Annotated in this window: 18 protein-coding genes; 14 read left to right on the forward strand and 4 right to left on the reverse strand. The window is 71.5% G+C overall.

Annotated elements, in window-relative coordinates:
- Positions 1-147 precede the first annotated feature (147 nt).
- Entirely contained in the window at positions 148-1,224 is a 1,077-nt protein-coding gene (ychF, locus tag AC5LSR_RS04000) for a redox-regulated ATPase YchF (RefSeq protein WP_250283570.1), read from the reverse strand.
- A gap of 218 nt (positions 1,225-1,442) precedes the next feature.
- Here ychF and AC5LSR_RS04005 point away from each other — a divergent pair, with 218 nt between their 5' ends.
- The 10 genes from AC5LSR_RS04005 to AC5LSR_RS04050 all read left to right on the forward strand — a co-directional run bounded on the left by AC5LSR_RS04005 (position 1,443) and on the right by AC5LSR_RS04050 (position 15,616).
- Complete coding sequence (locus AC5LSR_RS04005; RefSeq protein ID WP_250290033.1) at positions 1,443-2,261, forward strand: DUF4232 domain-containing protein; 819 nt, start codon at positions 1,443-1,445, stop codon at positions 2,259-2,261.
- A 173-nt stretch (positions 2,262-2,434) separates the two neighbouring features.
- On the forward strand, positions 2,435-3,808 hold the full coding sequence (locus tag AC5LSR_RS04010; protein WP_493464975.1) for a DNA recombination protein RmuC: 1,374 nt from the start codon (positions 2,435-2,437) through the stop codon (positions 3,806-3,808).
- Between the two features lie 254 nt (positions 3,809-4,062).
- Entirely contained in the window at positions 4,063-4,506 is a 444-nt protein-coding gene (locus AC5LSR_RS04015) for a DUF6542 domain-containing protein (RefSeq protein WP_250283494.1), read from the forward strand.
- A 1,240-nt stretch (positions 4,507-5,746) separates the two neighbouring features.
- Complete coding sequence (locus AC5LSR_RS04020; RefSeq protein ID WP_445548251.1) at positions 5,747-6,685, forward strand: glycosyltransferase family 2 protein; 939 nt, start codon at positions 5,747-5,749, stop codon at positions 6,683-6,685.
- Positions 6,676-7,833: a glycosyltransferase family 2 protein gene (locus tag AC5LSR_RS04025; RefSeq protein ID WP_250283488.1), complete on the forward strand. Its 1,158-nt coding sequence runs from the start codon at positions 6,676-6,678 to the stop codon at positions 7,831-7,833. The genes AC5LSR_RS04020 and AC5LSR_RS04025 overlap by 10 nt, the downstream gene beginning before the upstream one ends.
- Positions 7,830-9,044 (forward strand): glycosyltransferase family 4 protein, encoded by a 1,215-nt coding sequence (locus AC5LSR_RS04030; protein WP_250283485.1) that lies wholly within the window; start codon positions 7,830-7,832, stop codon positions 9,042-9,044. Before AC5LSR_RS04025 ends, AC5LSR_RS04030 begins: the two co-directional genes overlap by 4 nt.
- A complete protein-coding gene (locus AC5LSR_RS04035) occupies positions 9,034-11,535 on the forward strand; it encodes a glycosyltransferase (protein WP_250283484.1) in 2,502 nt (833 codons plus the stop codon). The genes AC5LSR_RS04030 and AC5LSR_RS04035 overlap by 11 nt, the downstream gene beginning before the upstream one ends.
- Positions 11,532-12,314 (forward strand): hypothetical protein, encoded by a 783-nt coding sequence (locus tag AC5LSR_RS04040; RefSeq protein ID WP_250283482.1) that lies wholly within the window; start codon positions 11,532-11,534, stop codon positions 12,312-12,314. Before AC5LSR_RS04035 ends, AC5LSR_RS04040 begins: the two co-directional genes overlap by 4 nt.
- Positions 12,315-12,450: 136 nt before the next feature.
- Positions 12,451-13,623, forward strand: a complete 1,173-nt coding sequence (locus tag AC5LSR_RS04045; protein WP_250283480.1) for a glycosyltransferase family 4 protein — start codon at positions 12,451-12,453, stop codon at positions 13,621-13,623.
- Positions 13,624-13,729: 106 nt separating this feature from the next.
- Positions 13,730-15,616, forward strand: a complete 1,887-nt coding sequence (locus AC5LSR_RS04050; protein WP_250283478.1) for a lipopolysaccharide biosynthesis protein — start codon at positions 13,730-13,732, stop codon at positions 15,614-15,616.
- Positions 15,617-15,854: 238 nt separating this feature from the next.
- Here the strand turns inward: AC5LSR_RS04050 and AC5LSR_RS04055 are convergent, their stop codons facing one another.
- Positions 15,855-16,583 carry an acyltransferase gene (locus AC5LSR_RS04055; protein ID WP_250283477.1) on the reverse strand — a complete coding sequence of 243 codons (729 nt, stop codon included), beginning with the start codon at positions 16,581-16,583 and terminating at the stop codon, positions 15,855-15,857.
- Between the two features lie 526 nt (positions 16,584-17,109).
- Between AC5LSR_RS04055 and AC5LSR_RS04060 the strand changes: the two genes are divergently transcribed.
- Entirely contained in the window at positions 17,110-18,369 is a 1,260-nt protein-coding gene (locus AC5LSR_RS04060) for a hypothetical protein (RefSeq protein WP_250283475.1), read from the forward strand.
- A gap of 211 nt (positions 18,370-18,580) precedes the next feature.
- On the opposite strand, the gene AC5LSR_RS04065 is transcribed toward AC5LSR_RS04060, so the two are convergent.
- Positions 18,581-19,549, reverse strand: a complete 969-nt coding sequence (locus tag AC5LSR_RS04065) for a 4-hydroxy-3-methylbut-2-enyl diphosphate reductase (RefSeq protein WP_250283473.1) — start codon at positions 19,547-19,549, stop codon at positions 18,581-18,583.
- Positions 19,550-19,696: 147 nt separating this feature from the next.
- Between AC5LSR_RS04065 and xseA the strand changes: the two genes are divergently transcribed.
- From xseA to AC5LSR_RS04080, 3 genes are all read left to right on the forward strand, one after another.
- Positions 19,697-20,932 carry an exodeoxyribonuclease VII large subunit gene (gene xseA, locus AC5LSR_RS04070; protein ID WP_250283470.1) on the forward strand — a complete coding sequence of 412 codons (1,236 nt, stop codon included), beginning with the start codon at positions 19,697-19,699 and terminating at the stop codon, positions 20,930-20,932.
- A 618-nt stretch (positions 20,933-21,550) separates the two neighbouring features.
- Positions 21,551-22,363, forward strand: coding sequence for a polysaccharide deacetylase family protein (locus tag AC5LSR_RS04075; RefSeq protein WP_250283468.1), 813 nt, complete (start codon positions 21,551-21,553; stop codon positions 22,361-22,363).
- A 112-nt stretch (positions 22,364-22,475) separates the two neighbouring features.
- Positions 22,476-23,684: a glycosyltransferase family 2 protein gene (locus AC5LSR_RS04080; RefSeq protein ID WP_250283467.1), complete on the forward strand. Its 1,209-nt coding sequence runs from the start codon at positions 22,476-22,478 to the stop codon at positions 23,682-23,684.
- Between the two features lie 222 nt (positions 23,685-23,906).
- Here the strand turns inward: AC5LSR_RS04080 and add are convergent, their stop codons facing one another.
- Positions 23,907-25,010, reverse strand: coding sequence for an adenosine deaminase (gene add, locus AC5LSR_RS04085; RefSeq protein WP_250283465.1), 1,104 nt, complete (start codon positions 25,008-25,010; stop codon positions 23,907-23,909).
- Positions 25,011-25,068: the final 58 nt, after the last annotated feature.

Genomic DNA, 25,068 nt, shown 5'->3' on the forward strand with positions numbered 1-25,068 from the left:
AACTCCCAGGAACACGGCGTGTTCGTCTACGACAACGGTGCCGGGCGCTTCGAGGACAACGACATCACCGGCAACCGGAAATCCGCCTGGGACGTCTGGGGCGCCGACCGGAAACGGCTGATCCGCCACTGACCGGCGGAGGCGGGGCTACACGTTGAAACGGAACTCGACAACGTCGCCGTCGGCCATGACGTAGTCCTTGCCCTCGACGCGGACGCGGCCGGCGGCGCGGGCGGCGGCCATCGAGCCCGCCGCCGTCAGGTCGTCGAAGGAGACCACCTCGGCCTTGATGAAGCCGCGCTGGAAGTCGGTGTGGATGACGCCCGCGGCCTCCGGTGCGGTCGCGCCGGCCTTGATCGTCCAGGCCCGCGCCTCCTTCGGCCCGGCTGTCAGGTAGGTCTGCAGGCCCAGCGTGTGGAAGCCGGTCCGGGCCAGCTGCGCCAGGCCGCTCTCGGACTGCCCGAGGGAGGCCAGCAGCTCGGCGGCGTCCTCGTCGGGGAGCTCGGTGAGCTCGGCCTCGACCTTCGCGCACAGCACCACCGCGTCGGCGGGGGCGACCAGCGCGGCGAGCTCCTTGCGCCGGCCCTCGTCAGCGAGGGCGTCCTCGTCGACGTTGAACACGTACAGGAACGGCTTGGCCGTCAGCAGGAACAGCTCCCGCAGCGCCGCCGTGTCCACACCCGGTTCGGACGAGAGGGTGCGGCCGGCGTCGAGCACCTCGCGGGCGTGCTTCATGGCGGCGAGCAGGCCCTGCTTGCCCTTGTCGGCCCGGGCTTCCTTCTCCAGTCTGGGCAGGCGCGCGTCGATGGTCTGCAGGTCGGCGAGGACGAGCTCGGTGTTGATGGTGGCGATGTCGTCGGCGGGGTCGACCCGGCCGTCCACGTGGACGACGTCCGGGTCGGAGAAGACCCGGACGACCTGGCAGACCACGTCCGACTCGCGGATGTTGGCCAGGAACCTGTTGCCGAGCCCCTGCCCCTCGGAGGCGCCGCGGACCAGGCCGGCGATGTCGACGAAGCTCACCGTCGCCGGCACCGTGCGGGCGCTGTGGAAGACCTCGGCGAGCCGGTCGAGCCGGGGGTCGGGAACCCCGACGACGCCGACATTCGGCTCGATGGTGGCGAACGGGTAGTTCGCGGCCAGCACGTCGTTGCGGGTCAGCGCGTTGAACAAGGTCGACTTGCCGACGTTGGGTAGTCCGACGATCCCGATCGACAGGCCCATGGGGCCGCAGTCTACGGTGCCGGCCGCGTCGCCTGCCGGCCGCCGGCCGCCGGTGGCCATCGGCCACGGGCCGCCGCACCGAACAGGGCCGCGCCCGCCGGGCCCGGAACCCGCCGCCCGTCCTGTGCCGTTGCGTGCCGCCGGCTTCCATCCCGTGCCGCCGGAGGGCAACATCGAGGAGGTGTAGCCGCTGGTGGCATGGCGGGAGGGTGAGGCCCATGAAACTCGTCCTGGGTGAGAGCGGCAGAGGTGGGGCCCACAAGACCTACGGTGCCTGTGAGGACGGCAGGGCCGGCCTGGCCGGTAGGACCGGTGGAGCCGGTAGGACCGGTGGAGCCGGTAGGACCGGTGGAGCCGGCGGGGGTGGCGGGGCCGGGAGAGCGGCCGCGCGGGCGTTGGCCGTCCTCGCGGCCGCGGTGGCGTGCGCGGCCTGCGCCGGCGCGGACGGCGCGGGTCCAGGAGCCGCCGGGGTGGGCCCGTCCCTCCCGCCGGGGGCCGGGGGCACGGCGCCGGCGAACGCGCCGGTGGCCGCGGGTACCGGTACCGGTACCCGCGCCGGTACCGGTACCGGTGGCACCGGAGGCGCCGGCGTGAGCGCCGTCCCGGGCCGCTGCACCGCCGCGGACCTGCAGTTGTCGACCGCCCCGCCGCCCGGCGGCAGCGGCATGGGCCACCAGGGCCTGGTGATCGTGTTCACGAACGGGACGCGCGACGCCTGTGCCCTCACCGGCTATCCGGGGGTGGCCGCCCGGGACGCCACGGGCCGGGACGCCGCGGACGCCGCCCGCAGCACCATCGGCTCCATCTTCCCGGTGACCGAGCAGCGGCGTGTCGTGCTGGAGCCGAACGGCAGCGCCTCCGCCGGTGTCGAGTGGACGGTCGTCCCGTCCGGGAACCAGACGGCCTGCCCGTCCTACACCGGTCTGCGGGTGACCCCGCCGGGTGACACCCACAGCCTCGATCTGCCACAGTCTGTCACTTTCTGTGGCAGCTTCCGGGTGCATCCGCTCGTTCCCGGCGCCGCGGCGGGCGCCTGAGCGGGCCACCTTGACCGCGCTGGCCGCGGTCGGCCAGGAGCTGCGCGCACCCGGCCGGGGGCACTCTCCGGGCCCGTCGGCGGCCTCCGGTGAGCCGGTCGTCGTCAGGTGGCCGGGGCGCTGCCGGCGGTTCCTCCGGAAAAGTGTCGGACGTCCGTGATTGCCTGTGCACCATGGACGCCACGACCATGCTGCTCTTTCTCGTCGGGCTGCTGCTGGGGGCCGGGGGCGGCTTCGCGGGCGGCCGCCGGGCCGGCGACGCCCGGCTCGACGCCCTCGTGGCCGAGCACAGCCGGACAGCCCGCGAGCTGGAGGCGCTGCGCCGGGCCGAGCACGCCGCGCTGGAGCGGGCCGCGCTGGCCGAGGTCGACCTCGCGGGGATGCGCAGCGCGCTCGACCACGAGCGGCGGTCCGCGGCCGAGCGGGTGAGCCTGGTCGAGCGCAGCCAGCAGCGTCTCGGCGAGGCGTTCCAGGCGTTGTCCGCGCAGGCGCTGGAGGGCGCGAGCCGGCAGTTCCTGGAGCTCGCCACGGCCCGGCTGCAGGAGGCCGGCGCCCACGCCACCGGCGACCTGGAGCAGCGGCGGGCCGCGGTCGAGCACCTCGTCGGCCCTCTGCGCGAGACGCTGGGCCGGATGGAGCAGCGCCTCGCGGAGCTGGAGATCTCGCGGGTGGAGGCGTACGCGGGCCTCGTCGAGCAGGTCCGGGGCGTCCAACAGGCTTCCGAGGGCCTGCGGGCCGAGACGGCGGCGCTGGTCACGGCGCTGCGCAAGCCGCAGGCCCGCGGCGCCTGGGGGGAGATGCAGCTGCGCCGGGTGGTCGAGGTCGCCGGGATGCTCGCCCGGTGCGACTTCACCGAGCAGCCGGTCACCAGCACCGAGGACGGCGTGCGGCGGCCGGACATGGTCGTCCATCTCGCGGGCGGCAGGAACATCGTCGTGGACGCCAAGGTGCCGTTGCTGGCCTTTCTCGAGGCCGCCGAGGCCCGCGACGAACGGGCCCGGGACGAGCGGCTGGCCGCGCACGCCCGGCACCTGCGGACGCACGTGGACTCGCTCGGCGCCAAGGCGTACTGGCGGCACCTGCCCGCCAGCCCGGAGTTCGTCGTGCTGTTCGTGCCCGCCGAGGCGTTCCTCGCGCCGGCACTGGAGAAGGACCCGACGCTGCTGGAGCACGCCGCCGCGAAAAAGGTCGTCATCGCGACCCCGACCACGCTGATCGCGATGCTGCGTACGGTCGCCCACGCGTGGACCCAGGAGGCGCTCACCAGCCGGACCAGGGAGATCTTCGAACTGGGCAGGGATCTTTACACCCGCCTCGGCACCCTCGGCGAGCATGTGGACAGGCTCGGCCGCTCGCTCAGCCGGACGGTGACCGATTTCAACACGGCGGTGGGCTCCCTGGAGAGCCGGGTGCTGGTGCCGGCACGCAGGCTCGCCGCCATGGAGGTGGTGGAAGACGTACTGGCGGCACCGTCGCCGGTGAAAACCGGCGTACGCGCACTGTCCGCGACCGAACTTGCGGGCACGGCCGGCGGTACATCTGGATGATCTCGTCGAGGAGCACCGGGAGTCGCCAAACGTTTTAACGTCAATACCGAAAGTGATGCTTTCAACTGTCCCGCGCGGAGATGACACTCGCCGGTGACACCTGGGGCAACGCCGGGCGGTACCTTGCCCAAGTGAACTCGCCACCTCGTCGTCCGTCGACCGGTCCGTCCGGCCGCGCCAGAGGTGCCGGCCCACCAACCGCTCGACGCGGGCGCACCCAGGGCCGACGCGGCGACGAGGCGCCCACCGTGGTGATGGGCAGCCGGCGCGGCCTGACCGCGCTCGGCGCGGCCCTCCTGCTCACCCTGGCCGGGGCGGTCGGCGCAGCCATCGACGTGGCGCTGTCCGGCTCCCCGGGCGTCGCCTTCGGCGTCCTGTTCATCGCCGGCTGCATCCTCGCCGCCACCCGGGTGCACGCCGACGACCTCCTCGGGATCGTCATCGCGCCGCCACTGGTCTACGCGCTGATCGCCGTTGGCGTCGGATTCACCCGGTCGTCGGGCGACAGCGGCGGCGGGCTGAAGAGCAAGGCGATCAATATCGGATCCGACCTGATTCTGCGAGCTCCTGTCCTGCTGCTGGGTTTCGCGGTCGTTGTCCTCATCGCCGCGGTCCGCGCGCGACGCGCACGGGTTACCCGGCACATACACGAACGAAACCTCAGGCCACCCGGGAATCGCCGCCGGCCGACCGCCTAGCGGGCTCGCCGGAACGGTACCGGACGGATATCCGGTACCGTTTTCAGTGTGCTCGTAGACGCACACCGCGAGCTGGGGGAACACCGGTGCCGGCACCGCTGGGCGCTGGCCGGCGCAGACGGCTGCCCGCGCGCTCGAAGATCCGCCAGGGGCGGCCTGGCCCAATGGTGGGCAACCTGCCGCTGTGGTCATTCTCGTGTCGATCACCGACATTACCGCCCCGGGTCGGACTGCGGACGCTGCCCGTGCCCCGCCTTCTCGCGGATCCGCCCGCGTCCTTAGCCGGGCCGGGCCCGACGGGTGTCGGACGCCCGGGCAGCGCCCCGCGCGATACGAAGATCCACCGGCCCTGGGCCGGCCGGAACTCCCGGCTTCCCGGACCGCCCAGGTCGCAAAAAAACAGCATAATAATTGTCCTGCCGGCAGGAGCCATAGGAGCGCGTCGCTCAGACGGCCGACCGGCCCGGGCCGCAGGGGATCCCGCGGGCAACGGTGAAATTCATCACAAGATCACAAGAATTCAACAACGAACCAGAATGTAAGATCGGGAAAACACATTGTCGTCGTTCGGACGCCGGGCACACGGATGCGAGGGAATTTGTGCGGACATCCGGGCCGGCGACGCCCAGGGCGGCTCCGAGCCCTCACCCGGAGCCCTGCCCGATCAGAACTCCGTGCAAACATTGCATTACTCTTGGTTATCAAAACTACGCTGAGCAATATCAGCGTCACGATTTCAGCGGATCGCGATTCATCGCCAGAGCTTCTGATCGCATAAAATGAACAAACTGTAAACAACGTGCAAACAATATTTGAGCGCACCGCCCGGCCGGGACCGCCTCCGCGGGCGATGCTAAATTTTTGACCGCGAACTCTCGTCAATCAATTGGATCATCATCAACCAATTGGATCATGGGTGTCTCGACGATCCCGCGGCCAACAGTCCTTGCGGCTGCCGTCTGCTCGCGGAACACTGATCGTGACACCTTTGGCCGACCAGAAGATCACGGACGTCCAACGGCAGGAGATGACGCAATAGACAGGTGATGACGGCTGCCGGTCCTGCGCCCGGGGGGGCATGTGACGACAGCCAAGTACGCCGCCAGGCGTGGCACACCGTCAGGAAGCGCCGGGTCAAACCACTGAAACGGCGACCACCGCAGGGAAAGCCGACAGAGAACCGGGGGCACCGCATCGGCTCGGGTCCGCCTGACCCACGGTGCATCCCGACATCCAGCGTATGGGGGGACAGGTGTCCGGACGCTCGGACCTACCGACGACCATCAAAATTCCGACTGTCAGCGTCATTATTCCGACGCTCAACGAGGCACGCAACCTTCCGCACGTCTTCAAAAACCTGCCCGCTGATGCCGAAATCGTCCTCGTCGACGGTCGGTCGACCGACGACACGGTCGCGGTCGCACGGTCACTGCGTCCTGACATCATAGTTGTCGGCCAGACCCGCCGCGGCAAGGGAAACGCGCTCGCATGTGGTTTCGCCGCGGCCACCGGTGACATCCTCGTCATGCTCGACGCCGACGGCTCGGCCGACCCCGCGGAGATCGGCGAATTCGTCCGGGCCCTCACCGCCGGCGCGGACTTCGCAAAGGGATCCCGCTTCATCAACGGTGGCGGCAGCAGCGACATCACCCGGCTGCGGCGGACCGGCAACGCTTTCCTCAGCGGCCTCGTCAACATTTTCCTGGGCTGCCGGTACTCGGACCTCTGCTACGGCTACAACGCGTTCTGGCGGCACTGCCTGCCCGCCCTCAACCTGGAGCCGGGCGATCGTTCCGAAGTCTATGAATGGGGGGACGGCTTCGAGGTCGAGACCGTTATCAACATGCGGGTGGCCCGGGCCGGTCTGCGCGTGGTGGAAATACCGAGCTTCGAACATCCCCGTATTCACGGAGTCAGCAACCTCAACGCCTTTTCCGACGGCCTGCGGGTCCTGCGCACCATTCTGGCCGAGTCCCGTGGCTCGCGTGGCCGGCGGCGGAGGCTGGTACCGCGCTGGTCCGCAGCGGCCGCGGTCGGCCCGAGCCTGACCGTCCTGCGGCCCTGGCAGGCACGCGGCGAAACCCCGGAAGGCGTCCGCCTGGAGGTTCCCGAAGCCGACGCGAGCGTGGGCAGTGTGGGCGCGCTGGGTGTGGCCAGCTCCGAGGCGGAATGCGCGTGACGGCATCCACCGGCACCGCCCCGGGCGGAACCGACGACTCCCGTCCGGCCCTCGGCCCCTCCCACGCGGCGGCCGGCGCGACGGCTGCCGCGCCGGCCTCGCTGATCCCCGCGCAGGCCCCTCCCTCCACGATCGTCATGCCGCGGCCCGCCACGGCGGCGCGGCCCACGGTGACGCCGGCCGCGTCCGTGGTGATCTGCGCCTACACCCTCGAGCGCTGGGACGACCTGGTCGCCGCCATCGCGAGCGTCCGCCACCAGCGGACGGCGGCAGACGAGATCATCCTGGTCGTCGACCACAACGACGCCCTGCTCGCCCGCGCCCGGGCCACCTTCGACGGGGTGACGGTGCTCGCGAACACCGGTGCCCGGGGCCTGTCCGCGGCCCGTAACACCGGCGTGCGGGCCGCTCGCGGTGACATCGTGGTGTTCCTCGACGACGACGCCCAGGGCGCGCCCGACTGGCTCGAGCACCTGCTGGCCCCGTACGCGGAACCGACCGTGCAGGGCGTGGGCGGTGCCGCCGTGCCGACCTGGCCGGCCTCGGGGCGGCCGGCGTGGTTCCCTCCCGAGTTCGACTGGGTGGTCGGCTGCAGCTACGAGGGCCTGCCCACCTCCGCCCAGCCGGTCCGCAATCCCATCGGCGCGGCGATGTCCTTCCGCCGGAGCGTCTTCGAGCGGGTCGGTGGCTTCAGCGACGGCATCGGCCGGATCGGGTCCACCCCGCTGGGGTGCGAGGAGACCGAGTTCGGCATCCGGCTGCGGCAGGCCGACCCCCAGGCGACCATCCTCTACGAGCCGCGCGCGAGGGTGCACCACCGTGTCACGCCGGCGCGGGCTTCCTTCACCTACTTCCGCAGGCGCTGCTATGCCGAGGGACGGTCGAAAGCGCTCATTTCGGAGCGGGTCGGCAGCACGGCCGCCCTGGCCACGGAACGCACCTATGTGTCCCGGACGCTCCCCCGCGCCGTCTGGCGCGAGATGCGCACCCCCGGCCGGCGCCGCGGCGCCGTGAGCATCGTCTCGGGGGCCGCGCTCACGGCCGCCGGATATCTGCACGGCCGCCTGCTGCTGCCCGTCGCCGCCCGCCGCGACAGGGCCGACGGCAGGGGCGGCCAGGCGCGCCCGGCCGGAGGTCCCGCCTCGTGAAGATTCTTCTGCTGGCCCAGTTCTTCCCGCCGATCGTCGGTGGCGAGGAACGGCACGTCCACAACCTCGGCCGGCGCCTGGCCGACCGTCACGAGGTGACCGTAGTCACCTTCGGTGACAAATCGGGGACGACGACCCGGGACGGGATGCGTATCCGGACCGTCCGGCCGGTCACCGCGTCGCTGCCCTTCCTGTACGGGGAGGGGGACCGGCTCTACGCGCCGCCGCTGCCGGACCCGGCGGTGACCCGGGCACTGCGGCGCGTCATCGTCGAGGAGCGTCCCGACGTCATCCACGCGCACAACTGGATCGTCAACAGCCTCACGCCGCTGCGCCTGACGACCCGCGCGCCGATGGTGCTCACCCTGCACGACTACAGCCATGTCTGCGCCACCAAGCGCTTCATGTACCTCGGCCAGCAGGTGTGCGCCGGCCCGTCGCCGCGGCGGTGCGTCCGCTGCGCCCACGACCACTACGGCGGGCCGGTCGGCCTCGCCACGGCCGCCGGCAACCAGGGCGGCCGCGCCCTGCGCCGGCTGGCCCTGAAAAAGATCATCGCGGTGAGCTCGGCGGTCGCCCGGCACAGCGCCCTTGCCACCGGCGGCATACCCTTCGAGGTCATCCCGAACTTCATCCCGGACGAGCTGCTGGACACCAGGTCACACACCGTCCCCGGTGGTATGACCGCGGGCGGCTACCTGCTGTACGTCGGTGATCTCAGCCGGGACAAGGGCGTCGGCATCCTGCTGGACGCCTACGCCCGGCTGCCCGCCGACCGCCCGCCACTGCTGATGGTCGGCCGCCGCACCCCCCACCTGCCGGACCAGCTGCCGGCCGGGGCCGTCGTGGCCGAGCCATGGGACCACGAAAAGATCATGCAGGCGTTCGCCGGAGCCGCGTTCGCCGTCGTCCCGTCCATCTGGCCGGATCCCTGCCCCACCGTGGTGCTGGAGGCGATGGCCGCCGGCGTCCCGGTCGTCACGACCGGGATGGGCGGCATCGCGGACATGGTCCGGGACGGGGAGGACGGTGTCCTCGTCCCGCCGTCGGATCCGGTGGCCCTGGCAGCGGCGATGAACCTGCTGCTCGCCGACCCGTCCCTGCGGCAGCGGCTCGGCCGGCGCGCCCGCGACCGTGCCGCGAGCTTCACCGCCGGCGAAGTGGTGCCACGCATAGAAGCCGTTTACCGGGACCTGGCCCATGCCTGCTGAATCCCGGCCCACCGAAACCCGGCCCACCAGATCCCGGGCGCCCAGCGCGGACGGCGCGGCCAACGACGACACGACCCGCATCAGCCCAGCTGACAACGCCGTGCCGACGGCCGGAGGCGGGCTGCGGGAACGCACCGACACCATCGTCCTCACGAAGCCCGTGCCCGGACGCGCCGTCGGATCCGTCGCTCGCGCGAGACCCGGCGCACCCGACAATGACCGGGTGAACGACCGGGTGAACAACCGGATGAAGGAAAGCGCGCGGTTACCGGACGCGCCTGCCGACCCCGACACGATCGTGGTCACGCGCGATCCGGTGGCGGATCTCCTCGAGCCGGTCACCGGGCCGGCCGCCGAGCCGGTCGGCGACACCGACGCGGGCCGCGGGCCGTTACCGGACCAGCGGCCGTGGCGGTCCTGGCGGCCGCGGTCCTGGTGGCCGTGGCGGCCGCGGTCCTGGCGGTCACGGTCCTGGTGGCCGTGGCGGAGGGCGCCGGCGTCCTGGGACGGCCCGGCCGGCGGGCGGCCGGGCGGTGTCCCCGTCGCCGACGGGTATCCGGCCGCACAGCCCGTCATCGCGGGCCCGGCTGGTCATGCTCCGACCGGCCCCGACCGGTCCCGCGCCGTCGCGACCGTCATGGCCGCCGGGGTGCTGCTGGTCGCCGTGTCCTACCTGCTCGGGCGCCGTGGGCATCCGGACGTGGGCACCGCGCTGCTCTGGCCCGGGCTGATCACGGTCTTCGTCGCCGGCGTGACCCGCCTGCTGCGGACGGACACCTCCCGCCGGGAACGGCTGCGGGTGTCGGTGCTGCTCGGCGTCGGCCTGTACTTCTGTTTCGAGCTGACCCAGATCTCCGCCGTCCGCGAGTTCGACGAGCTGCTGCACCTGCGCACCCTGCTCGATCTGCAGGCGACCGGCGGCGTCTTCACCTCGCATCCGGGCCTGCCGGTCAGCCCCCGCTTCCCGGGGCTGGAGCTGCTGACCAACGCCGTCGTCCAGCTGCTCGGCGTGCCGGACCAGGTGGCCGTGACCGGCGTCGTCCTGCTGGCCCGCGTCCTGCTGGTGTACGGCCTGTTCCTGCTGATCGAACGCGTGAGCCGGTCCGCCTACGCGGCCGGTGCCGGGGTGGCGATCTACGCCTGCAGCCCGCAGTTCTTCTTCTTCAACGCGCAGTTCGCCTACCAGACCCTGGCCATCGCCCTGACCGTGCTGCTCCTGCTGGTCGTCGTCGACCGCGACCGGTACGGGCGGGCCACCGCGGGCGTGCTGATCGTGATGACGTGGATCGCGCTGTCGCTGACCCACCACATCACAAGCTGGATCACCGTGGGGCTGTTCGCCGGGTGGACGCTGTGCGCGTTCGCCCGCCGGGACCGCGCGGACGGCGGGGCGCTCGCCCGTGTCACCCTGGTCGGGCTGGTGGCGGCCGCCGGCTGGGCACTGGTCAACGTCTCGATGCTTGGTGACTACCTCGGCCCCATCCTCTCGGAGAGCTTCCACCAGGCCGGCAACGTCGCCAGCGGCCAGGCCAAGAGCCGCAAGATGTTCACCGACTCGGCCGGCACGCCCACCCCGGCCTGGCAGATCGTCGCGCTGCTCGGCTCGACCCTGCTGTGGTCGGTGTCGGTCATCCCGATCGGCCCGTTCAGGTTCCGGCCGGACACCGACAGCCGGCACGCGACGCTGTACCGGCTGCTGCGGCTGATGCACCTGGCGTTCCCGCTGACGGTGATCGGCACCGTCGCGCCGCGCACGGCCGAGCTGTCCACCCGCCTGTCCACCTTCGTCTACCTCGGCATCGCCGCCGTGCTCGGCCTCACCGTCACCAGCTACCTGGCGACCCGCCGCGCGACCAGGCAGGCGTTCCGGGTACGGCTCACCGCCGCGTTCGCGGTCTTCGTGTTCATCGGTGGGACGGTTCTGGGCTCGGGCGCGGACTGGTCACGGATGCCCGGGCCCTACCTGGTGATCGCCGACGGGCGCTCCATCGACCCGTACGTGGTCGCCGCCACCAACTGGGCGAACACCGCGCTGCCGGCGGGCAGCCGGATCGTCGGCGACCGTGAGACCGGGGTCCGGCTGATGAGCGTCGGCCGCCAGTGGCTCGTCACCAGCCTGGGCAGTGGGGCGAGCGGCGCGCCGCTCTACTTCGGCAGCACCTTCGGGGACTACGAACGCGCGGTCATGACGGCCGGCCGCATCCAGTACGTCATCGTCGACACCCGGCTCGCCGACGGCCTCCCGCACGAGACGTTCTACGCGGAGAACGGCGAGGCGCCGGAGGGCACCCGGCTGACAGCGGCGATGCTGGCGAAGTTCGACACCCAGCCGGGCTCGGTGAAGGTCTATGACAACGGGCCGGTGAAGATATACGACGTCACCGCCCTCTGGTCACCGGCGGCCCCGGCGACACCGGCAACGGCAGTGCCGGCAGCGCCGGCAGCAGCTCCGCCGGCAACGGGATCACGGTCCGTCGGAGGTGCCCGGTGAACGCCGTCACAACCGTCGCGCAGGCCGTCCTCGGAACCGCGATCATCGTTCTCGGTGTCGCAGGCCTGCACGCGGTTCTCGCCCGGAGCGCGGAAGCCGGCAGCGGCCGCGGCAGCCCCCGCGGGCACGACCGCGCGGCGGACGCTTCCCGGGCGGGCTCCCCGGCCACCTCCCAGGTGGATCCCCCGGCGAGCATCGCCGCGCTGCTGCTGCTCACCGTCACCGGGCTGATGGTCGGCTCGCTGCTGGTGGCCGTGGTCGGGCTCGCCGACAACCCGCTCGCCTACGACCTGCTCTTCGGCGCCGTGGCGGTGGCCCTCGCCGCCGCCGGCGGCCTGCGGCCGGCCACCGTCGCGGCCCGGATCCGTACCTTCCTGCCCCGAGCGGCGGAGCCCTGGAAGCCGGCCTCCTGGACGTCCGGGGGCTGGCGGACGGGGCCCCGCCGGGCCGTGCTGCTGACGTCCGTCCCAGTACTGATCATCGCCGTGGCGGTCGGCCTGTCGTGGTGGTCGGACGACACGACCATGAACGCGCCGGTGACAGCGCTCGGCGCCACCCGGACCCAGTCGGGCCTGGAGGTCACCGTCACCCGGGCCGACGGCGACAACGGCGATCTCACACTGGAGGTGGTCAACAGCGCGGGCCGGCGCTGGCGGCTGCCGCTGGCAGCGGGCAAAGACAGGACCGACGTGGCCGTGGGGAACGCGGCCGTTCCCGCCCCGACCACGATCCACCTGCTCGCCGGCGAAAAAATCGTACAATCGATAACCATTCCATGACTTACGGTATTTACCGTGGCGCCCCGGCCACATCCCGGCCGCACCACCGCAACCACCGCAGACCTCACAGCCGTAGCCCAGTGCCGATGTGTCGTGCCCTGACCTCCGCGTTCGCCACCTCGAGGGAGCAATAACCGTGCCCGGACGACTTCGCGTGCTCCAGGTCACCCCTCGGTTCTTTCCCGACATGGGAGGGATCGAGACGCATGTCTACGAGACGGCCCGACGGCTGAACACCATGCCCGGCCTGCGGGTGGACATCCTGACCACCGACCGCGACGGCAGCCGGCCCCCCGTCGAAGTGGTCGAGGGGATCCGGGTGCGGCGGGTGCCCGCCTGGCCGCGCGAGCGCGACTACTACGTCGCTCCACGCATCCGCGCGGCGGTCGGCGGCGGCTACTACGACCTCGTGCACTGCCAGGGGGCGCACACCGCCGTCCCGGTCATCGCCATGACCGCCGCGCTCGCGGCCCGCACGCCCTACCTGGTCAGCCCGCACACCGGCGGCCACTCGTCTGCCGCGCGCCACCGGCTGCGGGGCGCCCAGTGGCGCGCCCTCGGCCCGCTGCTGCGCCGCGCCCGGCAGGTGGTCTGCGTCGCCGAGTTCGAGAAGGAGATGTTCGCCCGGCTGGCGCGGGTGGCCACCGACCGGCTGCGGGTCATCCCGAACGGCGTCGAGCCCGCCAGCACCACCGGCATCCGGCCCGCCGCCGGCACGCCGACCGTGGTCTCGGTGGGCCGTTTCGAGAAGTACAAGGGCCAGCACCACCTGATCGCCGCGCTGCCCGCCCTGCTCGAACAGGAGCCGCGGGCACAGCTGGTGCTGGTGGGACGCGGCCCCTACGAGGACGAGCTGCGGGCCCAGGCCGCCCGGCTGGGGGTGGCCGACCGGGTCGGCTTCACCTTCGTCCCGCCGGCCGAACGCCAGAGCATGACCGACCTGCTGGCCGGCGCGCACGTGGTCGCCCTGCTCAGCGAGTACGAAGCCCACCCGGTCGCCGTGATGGAGGCGATCGCGCTCGGGCGTCCGGTCGTGGTCGCCCCCGGCACCGGTCTCGGCGAGCTGGCCGACCGCGGCCTGGCCGAACGGGTCGACGACCCGGCGGACCCCCACACGGTCGCCGCGGCCCTGCTCCGTCACCTGAGCGCACAGACAGCCGCGGGAACACGGACGGCCACAGGAGGGGGCACAGGGGGCACAGGGGACGCGCCGGTCGGGGAGGGCGGCCACGGCACGCCGTCCACCCGCCTGCCCACCTGGGACGACTGCGCCAACGCGCTCGCAGACTCCTACCGTGCCCACGCATGACGCACCCTTGCCCGCCGACGGACACGGTCCACCCGGAGTCACCCATAGTGATGACGGGCGCGGTGGATGGGACGGCCGCGCCAACACCGGCATGAACAGCGCCGGCATGAACAGCGCCGATGGGGACAGCACCGACGCCGGCAGCACCACGAACGTCGCGGCCCGCGACAGTACGGCCACCGCCGGCCCACCCGCGAACGACATCACCGTGAACGGCACCGCCAGTGCGGGCGCCACGGCGGCCACTGCGGCGGGGGCCGCCGGCAGCCCACCGCCGGTGGATGCCGGGCACGGCCGGCTGCCCGCCGGTCTCGCGCACCTGCTGACCATCGCGATGTCCATGGTGGGAACACAGATCGTGACCTCCGTCCTCGGGGCGGTGTTCTGGTCCCTGGCCGCGCGCACCTACACTGTCGACGCGGTCGGGGTGGGGTCGGCGACCATCGCGGCGATGACGGTCCTCGGCTCCGTCGGGATGCTCGGCCTGGGCACGCTGCTGATGGCCAAGCTCCCCCTGCTCGAGCGGGAGCCGGACCGGCTCCGGCTGATGCGGGCGTCCATCACCGTTGTCGGGATCACCTCCGGCCTGCTGGCGCTGGCGTGGACCGGGGTCACCCCGTTCCTGTCCGAGACGTTGCGTCCGGTCAGCTCGAGCGTGTTCGCCGCCGTGCTGTTCTGTGTCGGGGTCGTCCTGTTCGCGGTGGCCTCCACCCTGGACTTCGCGCTGCTGTCGGCGGCGCGGGGGGCCGTGCAGCTCATCCGCAACGTCGTCACGTCGGTGGTCAAACTCGGGCTGATCCCGGTGTTCGTGCTCATCGGCTGGACGTCCGGGCTGGATCTCTACCTCGCCTGGGTAGCCGGCCTGGCCCTGTCCCTGCCGGTCTGCTACCGCTACTTCCGCCGGCCCCAGCCGGACGAGCGGCCGGACGAGCGGCCAGCGGACGGCACCGGTGCTGGTACCGGCACCGCGGCCACCCACCGCCAGCGGTTCGCCGGGTTCCGGCAGCTGCGGGAGATGCGCGGGGAGGCCGGTGGGCACCACCTGCTCAACCTGGCGTTACAGCTCCCCACCCTGCTGCTGCCCATTCTCGCCGCGCTCGCCGCGACCGCCGCGGACACCGCCTATTTCACGACCGCGCGCCTTGCCGCGTCCTTCTTCTTCATCATCCCGTTCGCGCTGACCATCGCCGTGTTCGCGCAGTCGGGGCAGAACGAGGAACACGCGCTGGCGAAGATCCGCTCGACGCTGCCGCTGGGACTCGCCGCAGCCGTCGTCACCTTCCTGATCGCGGCGCCCTTCGCCGGCCTTGTCATGACCATCTTCGGTGGCGCCTACACCGGCGGGGTGGCCGTCAGCGCATTCCGGATCATGATGCTCGCCGGGGTGCCCCTGGTGATAAAGGACCACTACGTCTCGTTGCGGCGGGTGCAGGGACGGCTGGGATCCGCCTTACGGGTGGTCGGCGCCGGGACGGCCATGGAGATCGCCTTTGCCCTCCTCGGCGGCCATTTCGGCGGGGTGAACGGCCTGTGCTGGGGCTGGCTGCTGGCGGTGGTGGCGGAAGCAGTGATCACCCTGCCGTCGCTGTCGGTGGTCTGGCGCAGGCCCGAAGCCGCGATCGCGATGGTGAGCCCCCACGCGACGGTGAGCCCACCGGTGAGCACCGCGGGACCGCTCACAGCCGCGCACCAGAGGCTGGCCGCCCGCTTCTACCCGCTCGAGCTGCTCCGCCCGGTCGACGACCGGGACATCGCCCGTTACCTCGGCAGCACAGGCAGCACCAGCGGCGAATCGCATCATGATCATGAACGGACCGCCACCGTCCGGCACCGGCCCGGCCGGTCGGAGCGGCCGCCGGACGAGAGCACCCTGCGCCTGCGGTCACTCACCAGGCGCGTCCTGGCCAAGCGCCCGCTCTCCACCGGCAACCATCACGACCATCACGACAGGAGCGGCCCGAACGACGGGAACAACCTGATCGCGAACAGTTGACGCGGACGAGAACCCGTAGGGACCGCCGGGCCATAAACCGTGGGAGGCACGTCCCAGAAGCGCCCGGGAAGAAGGGCCGCGGGCCGAACAGCCCGGATCATCCCGGGCGCCGCGGGCTGTGCTTATGGCTACGGAGCAGCGGACACGGCTACGGACGGGTTCGGCGGGACCGCCACGGGAACCACATCCCGGCCCGTGCGACCTGGTCGGGCGTGCGGGCGTGCGGGCATGCGGCCGGTCACCGGGCCGGGGTCCGGCCGGCGATGGGCTGTGCGGCGGTGGGCTGTGCGGCGGTGAGGCCGGCCGCCGGCGACACCAGCGCCGCCGAGGACTCCGCGGGCACGGGTGCGGCGGAGAGCGCCGCTGCGGCTGGGGATACCGCTGCGGCCTGGGGTGCCGAGGCGGCGGGAGACCCCGCAGCGGACGCCAGCGGCGCGGCGGGCTCCTCCGGGGTGATGTCGCGGACCCGGCGGGCGGGCGATCCGGCGTAGAGCCCGTAGGGCTTGCAGTCCTTGTTGACCAGGGCACCGGTAGCGATCACACAGTGATGACCTATGGTCACGCCCGGCATCACGGTCACCCTGCCGCCGAGCCAGCAGTCGTCGTCGATGACAACCGGCTTGGGCACCACCGTGCTGCTGACCTCACCGTTGACCACGTCGTGCGTGGAGGTCAGGATCGTGACCTGGGGTGATATCTTGACCCGCTCGCCGATCCGGACCCGCGCCGAATTCTCGATGAAACACCTGGAGGCCATCGCCGTCCCACGGCCGAAGCTCGCGCGATGACCGACGATGGAGCCCGGCATGATGTTCATCGTCCTGGTCCGCACGCCACCGAGACGATAGAGCAGGAAGCGGAGCGGACGCGGGACGAGGAAAGACCCGCCTATGCCATTGACGATGGTTCCCTGCACGAGCATCCAGAACTCGAGCTTGAGCTGCTCCCAGAGCTTTCCACGACGCACAACCGATCTCCTTCGCGCACACCGGCCGCGGCGCGGGTTCGCGGCGCGGCCCCGCCTCACCCCGCCGTCCGAACAACCACCCCGACGGTAGCAATATAGTCACCCGCGAACAACATATAATGATCAGTAATGAACGGCGGCCGGACATCACCGCCGCGCCGGCCGGCCGGATCCGGCGGGATAGGATGTCAACGGCATCGGTGGCGCAGCGCGGTGTCATGTCCGCTTGCCGACTCTGGCCACTCTCCAACGGGTCCGCTCTCCAACATGTCCGCTTGTCAGCATGTCCGCTTGTCTCCGGACCGGGTTGTCGGCGTCCGGATACCCGGCCCGGAGACGGGCACCTGTATCCGTTGCCGACCGAACACATAACGACACCTGCCACACCGTTCTCCCGTCAGAACGGTACTGCTATATGGTCCGTATCCTCCTTCTGACAGGACGGCGGCGTTGCTGGCGGAACGGCGGACTGGCGGAACGGCGGACTGGCGGAACGGCGGACAAGCACACCGGAGGTGAATCGACGATGCCAGGCAGAACACGGTCCCAGCGGGTTGCCGGCCGCGACCGGATATGGCTCGGCGCCCATTCCGTCTTCGTCACCGGGCCGCTGGACCTGCCCGATGTCGACACGATCCGGGCAGCCGTGCGGGAGCTCGCCTGGATCGCTCCCGACCACCGGCTGTTCCGCCGGCCCGACCATGACTACCATCGGTGGCGCCCGGTGACGGGCCGTGAACTCGACAGCCACTGCGAGCGGATGATCACAGCACTCGACGACAGTGCCGACGACGGTGGGCCGGAACAGCTACTGCTGCGGCAGTATGCCGCGCACGTCGACGACGTCCCCTTCCGGATCGCGGTCGGCCGCGACACGGTGGCGCTGTCGCTGGCCCATCCGCTCGGGGACGCCCGGCTCGTCCTCGACACCGGCGCCGAACTGCTGCTGGCCGCCGCGGAAGGCCGCCCGCCGCTGAGCCTGCACCGGCCGTCCACCCGGCTTCCCCTGGCGTGTGCCCTGGGCGAGTACTACGGCCGGAAACCCGGGCGGATACTCGCGACACTGCGCACCCCGCGCCCGGCCGCGCCCGGCCCGGCCGCCGGGACACGGCACCGGCCGTGGCAGCCGGACTTCACCGTGGTTTCCGGGGTGCTCTCCAGGAGCGCGCTCACCGACCTGCGTAAATGGAAAGCCCGCAACGCGTCCGGAGTCACCCGGACGATGGTGGTGTTCGCCGCGGTCCGGGCAGCGGTGGAAGCGGCGGGCATGCGGCCGGCGGCCAGCGGTTTCTACACCGTCGTCGACAACCGGAAGTTCCTTCCGAGCGGCCGCCGGCTCGATGGCAACTTCACGATCGGTATCTATGTCGAACCGACGGACGCCCGTGATCCGGTGGCTGTGTCGGCCGCGCTGGAGGCCGCGACCGCGAACGGGCGCACACTGGCCACGATGAGCCTGCTGACCGGCTTCGCCCAGGTCGGGCGCATCGCGGCGCTGAGCGACCAGGCGCCCTTCCCGGCACATCCGTCCCTGGTCCTGAATCATCTCGGACGGCCGCGCGGTTTCGAGAAACTACCGTGGCGGGGCAGCCGCTCGGATATCTACTACCTGTCGGCGACGACCCAGCGCCAGCCGGACTACGTCACCTTCCAGTTCGCCGAACTGCACGGATGTGTGCACGTCACGGTGGCTTTCCACGCGAGCGTCTTCGAGCAGGAGGCCGTACGGCGGGCTGTGGGCCTGCTCTGCGCGGATCCGGTCGCGCTGCTCGCCGGCGCCCGGTGAAACGCCCGGCGGCCCGGCTCACGGTCACCGGCCGCTCGGGGATACACGGACGCGCCTGAATGTGCGTGAGACGTTCCGAGCGTGCCCACGGATTCACCCGCGGGGCACGCCCGGAACAACCGGCATCCGGTCGGCCACGGCCTGACTACCGGCTATTTACCGACTACTTACCAGCTGCTCGCCGGCTATTTACCGACTGCTTACAGGCTGCTTACAGGCTGCTGCTAGCCGCCCGCTCCCGAGCACGGATTTCCCGACGGAGCTCGGGCGGCAGGGCGAACAGCAGATGTTCCTCCGCCGATGTCACCTGCTGGACGTCGCCAAAGCCGCGTTCGGCAAGCCAGGCGACGACCTCCGTCACCAGTTCCTCGGGGACGGACGCCCCGCTGGTCACGCCGATCGTCTCAACCCCTTCGAGCCAGGCGGGGTCGACCTGCTCGGCGTTGTCCACCAGATAGGCGGCGGGCACCCCGTGGTCGAGGGCGACCTCCACCAGGCGTACCGAGTTCGACGAGTTCGGCGACCCGACGACCAGGATGAGCTCGACCTGGCCGGCGATCTCCTTGACCGCCACCTGCCGGTTCTGGGTGGCGTAGCAGATGTCGGCGCTCGGCGGCCCCTGCAACAGCGGGAACCGCTCGCGCAGCGCCCGCACGGTGACCTCGGTCTCGTCGACCGACAGGGTGGTCTGGGACAGATAGGCGACTTTGGACTCGTCACGGACCCTGACCGCCGCCGCGTCCTCCGCGCCGTCGACGAGGTGGATGCGGTCGGGCGCCTGGCCCGTGGTACCGACGACCTCCTCGTGGCCTTCGTGGCCGATGAGAAGGATGTCGAGGTCCTCCTTGGCGAACCGGCGTGCCTCACCGTGGACCTTGGTCACCAGTGGGCACGTGGCATCGATCGTTCGCAGCTCCCGGGACCTCGCCTCCTCGTGGACGGTCGGCGCGACGCCGTGGGCGGAGAACACCACGGTCGCCCCGGTGGGGACCTCGTAGGTCTCTTCCACGAAGATCGCGCCTTTTGCCTCCAGCGTCTTGACGACGTGGGCATTGTGCACGATCTGCTTACGCACGTAGACGGGAGCGCCGTACAGCTCCAGTGCCTTCTCGACCGTTTGTACCGCTCGGTCGACACCAGCGCAGTACCCGCGCGGATTGGCCAACAGGATCCGCCCCATGCCGGGGAGTCTACGCGGCCCGGCAGCGCCTGGAAGGCGGAACGACAACCGTCACATGCCGGCGGCCCGGGGGGACAGCTCCCGCGTTCTGTGCATCGCCCCGAAAACCCGCACGGCCCGCGCGACCACGGTGGTTACCGTTGTCCGATGGCGCTCACCTCCACCCCGGAGCAGCCGCTGCCCGTGCGGACGGTCGCCCGGGCGATCGGCGAGTGGATCCACCGGCTCGGCCGGGTCTGGGTGGAGGGCCAGCTCACCGAGATCGTGCGGCGGCCGGGCCTGGCCACCGTGTTCCTCACCCTGCGTGACCCGGTAGCCGACGTGTCGCTGCGGCTGACCTGCCCGCGGGCGGTCTGCGACGCGCTCGGGGCCGCGCTCACCGACGGCTCCCGGGTGGTCGTCCACGGCAAACCGTCGTTCCATCCCGCGCGGGGGACGCTCGCGCTCGCCGTCACCGAGATCCGCCCGATCGGCACCGGGGTCCTGCTCGCCCGGCTCGAACAGCTGCGCGGCATGCTCGCGGCCGAGGGGCTGTTCGCGGCCTCCCGCAAGCGCCGGCCGCCCTTCCTGCCCCGGGCCGTCGGGCTGATCACCGGGCGGGCCAGCGCCGCCGAACGGGACGTGGTCATGAACGCCCGCCGCCGCTGGCCCGCGGTGCGGATCGTCCCGCGCGAGGTCGCGGTGCAGGGGCCGCTGGCCGTCGGGCAGATCATCGACGCGCTGCGCGAACTCGACGGCATCCCCGAGGTGGACGTCATCGTGATCGCCCGCGGCGGCGGGTCGCTGGAGGATCTGCTGCCGTTCTCCGACGAGGCGCTGGTGCGGGCCGTGGCCGCGGCCGTCACCCCGGTGGTCTCCGCGATCGGTCACGAGCAGGACGCGCCCCTGCTCGACTTCGTCGCGGACGTGCGGGCGTCCACGCCGACGGACGCGGCCAAGCGGGTGGTCCCGGACGTGGCCGAACAGCTCACGCTGGTGACGACGCTGCGTGGCCGGGCCCGGCGGGCCGTCGAGCAGCGCCTGGACCGGGAGGAGCGCTGGCTGGCCGACCTGCGCGGCCGCCCGGCGCTGGCCGCGCCCGGGCGTGAGCTCGACCGTCACGACGAGCACATCCAGGCGCTGCGCTTCCGTGGGCGGCGCTGCGTGCTCCACCGGCTGGAGCGGGCCGAGCAGGAACTGGCCCACGCGTCGGCCCAGTTGCACGCGCTGTCACCAGCGGCCACCCTGGACCGGGGATACGCGCTGGTACGCAGAGCCGCCGACGGATCCGTCGTGCGCGACCCCGGCCAGGCCGGCCCCGGGGACGCGCTGACCATACGGGTCGCGGGCGGCTCCTTCCCCGCGACCGCTGGCGCGCCGACGCGGACCGACATCCCGGCCTGAGCCGGGAATCCGCCCCGTTCGGGAGGTCCGCCCGAGCCGGGAAGCCGGCACCGGCCGGGTGGAGCGGGGCGGGGGCTCCGGGCCCGGGCCCGGGCCCGGGCCACGAAAAAGATGATCGAAAAGCTTTCGGCCGGCCGGGGCGGTGGGAATCATCGTCAGGTGCCACCGCCGCCGCGCGCCCACCAGGGCATCAGGAAAACTCGGTAAACCAACCGGGGACGACGCAATACATCCGGTCAGCTTCGGACGGTAGTCGTCAGACTATTTCCTGGATCATGGCACGTTCCTTCACACCCGTGGTGCTATGATTTCCAGCGGAAGATTTCAAACGTCCGTCAGCGGGCCGGGGGGCAGCGCGATCATGGTTTTTCGCACCGCCGACGGCCCACATCCCCGGGCCCCTGGGAGGAAAACATTGGCGCGACCAGTGCTGGCGCGCTCGTGTTCAGCCGGTGGAGAAGTTTCTCGCCAGCCACCCCGGAGCCCCTCGGCGCCACAATCCCGACACGATCACTATCGTGCCGGTGAATCAACGGGGCAGCGCAACGGAAACAATCCGCGCACATCGCGGCCCGGCATGGCCAACCGGAGAAACAAAACCACCACCCGGGGCCGGGCATGACCGAAAGTTTCTCCGTCCTGCCCGTGCTGATGTTCCACAGTATCGGCAACGGCGCCAGCGCGGCATTTCGTCGATGGCAGGTCCCGCCGGCGCTGCTCGTCGAGCAGCTAGCCTGCCTGAGTGCGGCCGGCTACCAGTTGCTGGGCCTTTCCGAAGCGCTTTCCCAACCAGCCGGGAAACATGTCGCGATCACCTTCGACGACGCTTTCGCGGATTTCTCCACGCACGCCGTCCCGGCACTGCGGCAGGTGGGCGCCGGAGCGACCCTCTACGCCCCCACCGCCTACGTGGGCGGCCGGGCGACCTGGCTGTCGGCCTACCCGGAGGGCGCATCCCCCCTGCTGGCCTGGTCCGACCTGCGGGATCTCCACGCCGCCGGCTACGAGATCGGCTCGCACGGCCACCGGCACACCGACCTCGACCTGCTGGCCGGCCCCGAACTGCGCCGTGACGTCGAGACCAGCCGCCGCCTGCTCGGAGCCGAGCTCGGCTCTCCCGCCCGGAGTTTCTGTTACCCGTTCGGCTATCACACACGAGCTGTCCGCGCGGCCGTGGCGGACGCCGGTTTCGCCTCCGCCTGTGAGGTGGGATACCGCATTCACCGCCGTGACACGTCCCCGTTCTCGATAAGCCGGCTGATAGTCACCGGCTCGACGAGCCCGGAACAGGCCCTCGCGCTGGTCCGCGGTGGCCAGCCCGGGGTTGTTCCGTACCTGCGACGTGGCACCCGGACCCCGTGGCGTGCTTTCCGGGCCGCCCGGCGCGGCCTGCGCGCGCGCCAGGAGCCGGCCGTCCAGGAACAACCATGACCGGTTTACCGGAAGCCCGCCCGCCGGCCGGCCGCACCAGCTGGCCGGAAGACGGCGCGGACGCCGTCCCGTTCACGCCGTCCCGAGGCCCCGAACGTCCGTGGAGAAAACCGTGACCAGTGTCAGTGTCGTGGTGTGCAGTCATCTCGTGGCACGATGGCCGCAACTCATGAACGCTCTCGACTCGCTCCAGGACCAGAAACTACGCCCGGAACGTGTCGTCGTAGTCGTGGACGGTGACGACGAGCTGCTCGCCCGGCTGCGTGAGCGGGCCGGTGCCGAACTCGTCCTCAGCACCGGGGGGCGTACCGGGCTGTCCCATGCGCGTAATGTCGGTATTGCCGCGGTCGACAGCGAGTTCGTGGCATTTCTGGACGATGACGCGGTCGCCGATCCGTCCTGGCTGTCATCTCTCGTGCAGGTCGCGACCGCCGGCCCCGACATTCTGGGAGTCGGCGGCTGGGTGACCCCTGACTGGGGCGGTGAGAAACCCGGCTGGTTCCCGCCCGAACTGCTCTGGACGGTCGGTTGCAGCCACCAGGGCCTACCCACCCAGCAGACTACCGTGCGTAATGTTTTCGGTGGCTGCGCCCTGTTCCGGCGGAGCGTGTTCACCACCGCCGGCGGTTTCGACACCCGCCTGGGCCGGCAGCTCAGGGGAGCGTCGGGCTGCGAGGAAACGGAGCTGTGCGTCCGCGCCGCCGCCCTGATCCCGGACGGCCGGTTCGTGCATGAACCGGCCGCGGTCATCCATCATCAGGTGCCCGCCCAACGGCAGCGTCCCTCGTACGTCGTGCGCCGGTGCTGGGCGGAAGGCGCGTCAAAGGCCACGCTCCGGCGTTTGTGCGCGGGCTACCGCACGCCGGCACGCGGCCCGCTCGGCCCTGAACGCGACTTCGTTCTCAAGGTGCTGCCACGCGGGGTGCGTGGCGGTCTCGGGGCCTTTCTCCGGGGACGCCCGGCGGGCCTCGCACGGGCCGGCATGATCGTCGCGGGAACCGGGACGACCATCCTGAGCTTTCTGCTCGCCGTGATCCGTACTGCCTTCTCCCCCGCGCGGGCGGCCGGCCGCCGCCCGGTCCTCCCGGCCACCGGTCCTACACCGCCGGGCGCGCCGGCCACCGGCACCGTCACCGGCACCACCCGGGCCCCGGCTCCCCCGGATTCCCCGAACGCCGCGGATTCCCCGGCTGCCGCCGGCGCTTCCGGTGCTTCCAGCGCTTCCGGTGCTTCCGGTGCTTCCGGCGAGGACAGCCCGTCGCCGGCAGCGAACCCGGCCGCAGAGGCCACTACGCCCAACATCCACACCCTCTCGGCCTGAACCCGGCCTGAACCGGTCGTCAGACCGGTCGCTGACTGGCCCTGCCGGCGAACATGCCAGCAGGGCCAGTCAGCGGTTCCAGACCTCGAAGACGGCGTCCAAGCCGAGGTGCGCAAGCCGCACGGGGTGACAGAGCGGAGCTGACGGCCGCGCCAACGGGGCCGCCAGCCGTTCGACCGTGCCGGCCTGGGCGCACAGGGGGAAAGAGACCAGCGGCCTGGGTCAGGAAGCGGCCTGGAGGCGGTCGGCGGCCGCGGCGATCTCGGCGCGGAGGGCATCCTTGAGCGGGGCGGGAGCGAACGAGTGCTCCACCGCGGCCGCGGCCAGATCGACCACCTGGTCGCGGCGCAGCCCCAGGCTGCGCAGCGCGTGCAGGTATTCGTCACGCAGCGTGGTACCGAACATGGGTGGATCGTCGCTGTTGAGACTGACCGGCAGCCCCAGTTCGATCATCGTGGGCAGCGGGTGGTCCGGATAGCCCGCGACGACCCCGGTGCGCAGGTTCGACGTCGGGCACACCTCCAACGGGATGCGGTGTGCCCGTAGATGATCAACGAGGGCCGGGTCGTCGAGGGCCCGGATGCCGTGGCCGATGCGCTCGGCGTGCAGGTACTCGAGGGCGTCCCAGACGGTGCGCGCCCCGGTGGTCTCGCCGGCGTGGGGGACGCGGTGCAGCCCGGCGTCCCGCGCGACGGTGAACGCCTCGGCGAACTGCGGGCGGGGCACACCGGCCTCCGGCCCGCCGAGACCGAGCGCGATCACGGACTCCCGACGGCTCAGCGCGAACTCGACGGTGCCCTCGGACGCGGGGCGCAGGTCCATGCCCGGCAGGCCGGGAATATCGGTCACCCACCGCACCTGGATGCCGGTCTCCCGCTCGGCGTCCAGGCGGCCCCGCTCGATGCCGCCGAAGAGCTCGTCGGCGTCGATGCCACGCCCGATATGCAGGAACGGCGTAAAAGTGATCTCGGCATACCGGACCCCCTGGCCGGCGAGCCCCAGCGCGGTCTCCCTGGCGAGGACGGCGAAGTCGTCAGCGTCCCGCAGCACCCGGACGGCGGCCAGATACACCTCGATGAAGTGGTCGAAGTCGCGGAACTCGTAGAACTTCGTCAGGCTCTCGATGTCGGTGGGCAGATCGTCCACCCCGTGGCGGCGCGCCAGGGCGAGCAGGGTCCGCGGACGCATGGATCCCTCAAGATGGACGTGCAGCTCCACCTTGGGCAGCGCGTCGACGAACTCCTCGTCACCGAGCTCTTCCGCCACGTTCCGCCCTGTCACGCCCGACCCCTTCCCGGCCCGCCCGCCGGCATCACCGACACTCATCGGCTGCCGCCCGCACGACCCACACAACACCACACGGTCCGTACGGGCGCCACCACCC

This window comes from Protofrankia sp. CiP1_Cm_nod4 (genome assembly GCF_982290645.1).